The 6,086-nt window shown below is 41.8% G+C and carries 5 protein-coding genes; 4 read left to right on the top strand and 1 reads right to left on the bottom strand.

The window, feature by feature from the left end:
- Nucleotides 1–290: beta-sandwich domain-containing protein (locus VK541_RS09475; protein WP_324369314.1), on the bottom strand; the 290-nt coding region annotated here is incomplete at its 3' end.
- On the opposite strand from VK541_RS09475, the gene VK541_RS09470 reads away from it, so the two are divergent.
- From VK541_RS09470 to VK541_RS09455, 4 genes are all read left to right on the top strand, one after another.
- On the top strand, nt 289–954 hold the full coding sequence (locus tag VK541_RS09470) for a hypothetical protein (RefSeq protein WP_324369312.1): 666 nt from the start codon (nt 289–291) through the stop codon (nt 952–954). The two genes, VK541_RS09475 and VK541_RS09470, sit on opposite strands and share 2 nt — an antisense overlap.
- Before the next feature lie 56 nt (nt 955–1,010).
- On the top strand, nt 1,011–2,990 hold the full coding sequence (locus tag VK541_RS09465; protein WP_324369310.1) for an IPT/TIG domain-containing protein: 1,980 nt from the start codon (nt 1,011–1,013) through the stop codon (nt 2,988–2,990).
- 51 nt (nt 2,991–3,041) lie between these two features.
- Nucleotides 3,042–4,721 (top strand): hypothetical protein, encoded by a 1,680-nt coding sequence (locus VK541_RS09460; protein ID WP_324369308.1) that lies wholly within the window; start codon nt 3,042–3,044, stop codon nt 4,719–4,721.
- Between the two features lie 116 nt (nt 4,722–4,837).
- The gene (locus VK541_RS09455; RefSeq protein WP_324369306.1) at nt 4,838–6,058 is read left to right on the top strand and encodes a serine hydrolase; all 1,221 of its coding nucleotides are present in this window, start codon (nt 4,838–4,840) and stop codon (nt 6,056–6,058) included.
- Nucleotides 6,059–6,086: the final 28 nt, after the last annotated feature.

The raw sequence follows: 6,086 nt of genomic DNA, 5'->3' as shown, positions 1-6,086 counted from the left end.
ATCTTCAGCTTAACAGATTTGTTCGTGATGATGACGTTTTGGGATGAGGAGAAATAGCCAATAAAGTGTACGGTCAGCTGATAGGTTCCGGGTTCAAGGTTTGCCAGCTGAAATTCTCCTTTATCGTTACTATAGGTTCTTTTCTGAGAGCCGTCCAGAAAGATTGTTGCAGCTGGCAGGGTTTCGCCTTTGGCATCTGAGATTACACCGCTAATGGAATAGGTTTGCTGTGCGCAGATTTTGGTGCACAGGGAGAGTAGAATGAGGAGAGTCGTTAATACTTTGTACATGCTTGGCTTACTCGCATTTATGTTTATACAATATCGCACAATCAAATGGAAATTAAAAAATATTGGGTTGAAAAGTCATAACTTTATATCTGTGCTTATTACTGAGAAGATGAAGTTTAAAACAACAGTATATCTGTTATTGATTTTTCAATTACTGGTCTTCGGATGTAACAATAAGCCGGACAACCAAAATTCAGCCGATAATCTGGATGCTATGAAGAAGGATACGGTTGCGATACAATCACTAAGTTCTAATGTTGTTGATCAGGGTGCTGTTTCGCCTTTTAAAGAAGTTGATAGTATTATTCAGTTGTTAAACAAGAAATTTGTCGTTGCTGACCTCAGAAAACTTGATGGTATATGTTCGCGAAGCGATGGTGACTTGTCAGAATATTTAGATGCCGTTGCTGTAGATTTACTAAATGATCATTTAGATGGATTTTTAGAATATTTACAGCGTAATCCTGAGTCCTGTTTGAAAAGGAGACTGAGCAATGGGCTTGCAGGAAATTGTTCTGTCTATGAAAAAAGTGAAAGACCTCGAAAGCTGAAAGAAGAGCAAGATCGATTGGTTTCTATTGCTAAGATTAAAAAATTGGATGTTGGGAAAATAAAATTCTTAAATGAGATTTTTAATAAAGTAGATCCGAATTTGCTTGACTGAGGGTAGTTTGCAGACTAAAAATAATATCTTTATGGCATCTGTAATTTTTAATGCTCATGCCTAAACAAATTTATTTTTTCCTATTGATAGTGGGATTGTTCTTTGGTTGTAAGAAGGACGCTGAAGCACCACCTGAGGAAACGGCTCAGGAAAAATCTGTAGAAACTGTCTCTGCAATACTACTTGATGGCGGAGGAGTAGAACTGATTGGAAAGCTGGTCATCGATACAGGCATCAAAGAATATGGATTCTATGTTCAAAGCACGAAGGACCAGAAGCTGCGGAAAATTTTGCTGACTAACCCTCCTGCAACAAATTTCAAATCTACAATAATAAATGGGCTGGAGCAGGGAGTTTCATATCAATTTTCGGCCTATATTCTTGTTGGCGGAGAACTAAAGCACGGTGAGCTCAAAACTTTTATTTATCAGGGTGACAAGCCAATTATAATTGACAGTTTTGAACCCGCCAATGTACATCTGAGTGATACCATTACGATTAGAGGCAAGAACTTTGATCCTAAACAAACGAAGGTTGTGATGGACAACCAGCAGGCCAGGATACTCTCGGTAAATGAAACAGTGATCTCTTGTGTTGTGCCTACTTCCCTGTCTGTTCATAACTGGGGAATAGGGGTCAGGGATGCTGATGACAAACGTTTTAATGGTATCCAGATGAGCCTGGCTAAACCTGCGATTAATAGTTTTACTAACGGGAAGGGAATTCGTGATACTGTTGAAATTTTTGGCGATCATTTTGATTATGATGTGGAAAGAACATCTGTATATTTTGGTAGTACTAAAGCAAGGGTGTTATCGTCAAACAGGAAAAAAATTACTGCCATTGTGCCTGATCTGATTACTTCCGGCACCATGAAGATCAGGGTGAATGCACAGCTGCAGGACAGCATATCCGAAGCGTCTTTTACTATCGGCATACCTGTCATCACTGACATAAGCGCGAGTGTGACAACCGGTTCCTACATTTCGATAAAGGGAAAGAATTTTCATCCGGAGGCAAGCTACAATATGAACCGTATTTTTTTTAACGGTGTTGAAACCGATGACATTAAGGAGGCCAGTACTACAGAGTTGAAGGTGCGGGTGCCCGCGGGAGCGTTCCCTGACAGGAAAGCGAAGGTGAGTGTGAAGGTATTTAATGGTACTGGTTATTATGCAAAAGAAATTAATATTGCTGATAAGTGGCTGATGATTTCAGCTGATCTTCCTTTTGAATATGGTGTTGGCGGTGCATTTACTTTGAAAGGTGCGGCTTATGTCTTTGCCATTTCAAAAGATAATATTGGTCCTATGTATCTTTGGAAATTTGATCCTTCTGACGCTTCGTGGGATAAAATAAAAGCGCCGGCAAACGGTAGGATGGCGGTTTTAGGGGATAAGGCCTATTTATACGCAAACGATAATAGTAATAATTTTATAGAATTTGATCCTGTAACAGGAAAATGGACGGCCAGAGCAAATTTTCCTGGTGTTGCCAGAGGCGGTGCAGCAATGTTTTCGGCTGGTGGACAGGTTTATATTGGTATTGGAATGAGTGATTTTGTGTTTGGGGCAATTGAAGATTTTTACCGGTACGATCCTTCGAAAAACGAATGGGCAAAGATTGCAAATTTCCCAGGTAGTCCTTTCAGAAATGGGATCTGTTCTTTCGTGATTGGTTCTTCGGCCTATCTTGTCGGCGGTGCTACCAATAGCGGTCAAAACGACGTGTGGAGTTACGATACCTCGACTGATAAGTGGATTAGAAAGGCTGATTTTCCACCTTCACATGGCACAACTGCTTTTGTGCTGAATGGTAAAGGTTATTACTGTTTTATGGATTCTGACGGAACGTATCAGACTAATGAATGCTGGCAATATGATCCTGCTAACAATATTTGGTCTAAAATGCCCGATATTGGAATAGCTGCAAGACAATATTCGTTTTCGTTTGTGCTAAACGGTAAAGCTTATGCTGGTGGAAAAACTATTGAATATTATGGCAAAACAGATTTGTACAGGATTGATGGTTTTTAGTTTGGTGTTATCCGGGCGGCAAGACATTATGGCAAATTTACAAAACCTGCTATGGACAATCTAAATACTTCAAGGAGACACTTTCTGTATAATGTAAAGGGATTGACCGTCATTACTTTAGCCGGAAGTTATCTGGATACGCTTGCATTTGGCACAGAGGGTTATCATAATAACAGACTCCATGATGTAAATACTACCGATATATCTGGAGCGATAGCATTGGGCTGCAAGACCATGAGCCATGTTTTTAATGCGGATGATCATGACATTCCTTTTTTTGGCAGTTCAATAGATGAGCAGTCCAGTGGTTTGTGGTTTAATGATTCGCATTCTGAGGCACACATCCCCGGAAGGCACTTAAATGCGTTGCTGAATGCAGAGGATGTACTTGGTCTGAAAATGGAGAAGAATGTAATTGAGAAGCATAGTGCGGCTGCATTTTATGCCTACAGTGGAAAAATTCCAATGCCTCTAAATAGAAAGAAGATAGGAGGAGCGCCTGTGAATTTTTTGCCGCATAACATCAGGGAGGGGTTTCACGCATTGTATGCACTTGTTAAGTTTAGAAATTCAAAAAAAGCAAGGGCGCTTGCAGAACAAAGTATCGAATTCATTTTTGACAACTGGTCGCCCGAAAAAGGATGGAACAGGGAGTATATTGAAACAGAACTGGGACTGACCCTGATCGAGTGGAGGGGGCCGTTTATTACGGGAATAGCGAGAGCGATAGGCCCTCTTGTAAAATATTACAATGCCACCGGATATGGACGGGCACTGGAACTGGCTTTGTTGCTAAAGCAAAAGGCGCTGGATGATTTTTTTCTGCCGGAAGGGGGATTCGATAACAATCTTTTCGGTACGCATACGCATTCCACCACGTGTGTGATGTCTTCCCTGGCGCAGCTGGCAGATGCTACCGGTGATATTCATTTATTGGCAAGGGTAAAGGCGTTTTTCGACAACGGACTTACTGAGATCAGTAACGCCATCGGGTGGTCGGTAGAGAACTGTGATCCGGATTCGGATCCGGACAGGGGGGAGATCAACAACACGGGTGATATCCTGGAAACTGCATTGATTCTTGCAAAATGGGGATATACCGAATATTATAATCACGTGGAACGTATCTTACGTGCCCATTTATTGCCTGCTCAGCTCAGGGATATTTCTTTTATTAAGGAGCCTTTGAATCCAAAAAAGGAAGACGGGAAACGAGATGTTGCAGAACGTCATAGGGGGGCGTTCGGATTTCCGGCTCCATATGGGCACAGACCTTTGGGCAATAAAGTGATTTCTTTTAATCTGGATATAGTAGGCGGCGGAGTGGGATCGCTCTGCGAAGCGTACAGGAGTATCTATGCTTTTAAACATTCGGCACATTATGTGAATTTGCTTTTTGATTATGATTCTGAGTCCCTCAGGATCGAATCGCCTTATACCCATGACACACTTTCTGTTTATGTAAAAAAACAGGCCCCGCTTTTTATCAGGATCCCAGCTTTTGCGGACCGGTCAAAGCTGATGGTAAGTGAAGGCCATGCTGTCGATGGCGATTATTTGCTGATTACCAATCCTCCGTTAAACAAAAAAATCAGTATCAGGTTTGATCTTGCGGAAAGCAATCTCACGTTGAAATATGGAAACAGAAGGATCAAAGCCGTATTACGTGGGGACAGCATCAAAGCAATGGAAAGTTTCAATGCGGATTTAACTTTTTTTGAACCGATATAACAGTTCCTGTCATCCGTTAATTGAGATCCGCTATCCGTCAAGTCGCACTATCTGCGCTGTTAAAGGCCTGTATCTTTGCTTTCGTTAAATTTTTAAAAACCAAAGTAAATTCTATTATGAAAAAAATCATCCTTAATTCATTGATGTTCGCGCTTGTAACAGGTACAACCTTATTTTCTACAAGCTGCAAGAAAGAAAGTGTTCAGCCTGAATCGAAAGTATCCTTAGACGATGTACAGAGAGCTGACATTGGTGATCTGGCCACCCTGCAGTTTGATGCAGACAAATTTGCCGGTAATATTGAAGCCTATATGAATGGAAAGGTAGCCGGTTATGGGTATACCATTTTCCACAAGGGAGAGATCTACTATCGTGGTACTGGTGGGGGCGGATGGGCAAGACGACCTGTAGATGCGCCTGCTGTAGCGCATTCTGCACAACAAAGGCAGGGCATTGCAAGCTCCACTAAGTTTGTAACGGCTCTGGCCACAATAGCCATTCTGGAAAAGTACAACATGCTGTTGAATGAGCCGGTGTACAAGTACCTTCCGACTAACTGGAAGCCAAGCAGCAGTTTTAAACAATTGACCTTTGAGCGTCTATTGTCTCACCGTACTGGTCTGATCAATTATGGCGGTGATTGGGCGGAATTGAAAAAAACAGTGGAGGGCCCTGTAAAGGAATCAGAGTTTGCTAATAACACCAGGACTTACAATAATGTAAATTTTGCATTGCTTCCTATTATACTGCCTTATGTTTCTGCAAAAAAAGAATTCTTTTCAGATTATAATGTATTAAAGTTACTGGAAAGCAATCCTGACGAAATTTATAATGCTTTAGGCAGCCGGTATGTGGGAATTGCGAGGGTGAATGTTTTTAAACCAGCTGGACTCATGTATTGGAATGTTGCTACTTTCTGCCCGTGGAATAACAATGGTATTATCAATCCAGAGAGCGGATCTAAAGGATATACCACTGCAAATGGTAATGAACCGGGCACTACTAACGGGGACTCCCGAAGAAATGGCGGTGCAGGTGGTTTGTACATCAGCACAGCGGAATTTGGCCGGATACAGAACAGTGCTGCTCAGGGCCTTATTGTCAGTTCTGCTGGTTATCAGGTAATGAAAAGCAAGCTGCTTGGTTTTGATGCTGTGGTGAGCGGTAAGTATGGTAAGTATTACTGGAAGAATGGCGGTGCGAATAACCGCGAAACGATGATATTTGATTTTGGTAAAACACAGGTGGCGGTATTCGCGACCTCTGGTACCAGCGAGATTGGTAACAAATCCAGCATACTGGTAGGAGCTTATGAGAGTGCCTGGATTGTAAAATAAGACAATAGCAGCAGACAAAAAAGCCGTC

It is taken from the genome of Pedobacter sp. (assembly GCF_035317785.1).
Lineage (GTDB): Bacteria > Bacteroidota > Bacteroidia > Sphingobacteriales > Sphingobacteriaceae > Pedobacter.
This window is presented reverse-complemented; position numbering and strand designations above follow the sequence as displayed.

Excerpts from the sequence above, each read along its gene's own strand:
- VK541_RS09455 (WP_324369306.1), top strand. The coding sequence starts at position 4,838 with ATGAAAAAAATCATCCTTAATTCATTGATGTTCGCGCTTGTAACAGGT.
- VK541_RS09460 (WP_324369308.1), top strand. The coding sequence starts at position 3,042 with ATGGACAATCTAAATACTTCAAGGAGACACTTTCTGTATAATGTAAAG.
- VK541_RS09470 (WP_324369312.1), top strand. The coding sequence starts at position 289 with ATGCTTGGCTTACTCGCATTTATGTTTATACAATATCGCACAATCAAA.
- VK541_RS09465 (WP_324369310.1), top strand. The coding sequence starts at position 1,011 with ATGCCTAAACAAATTTATTTTTTCCTATTGATAGTGGGATTGTTCTTT.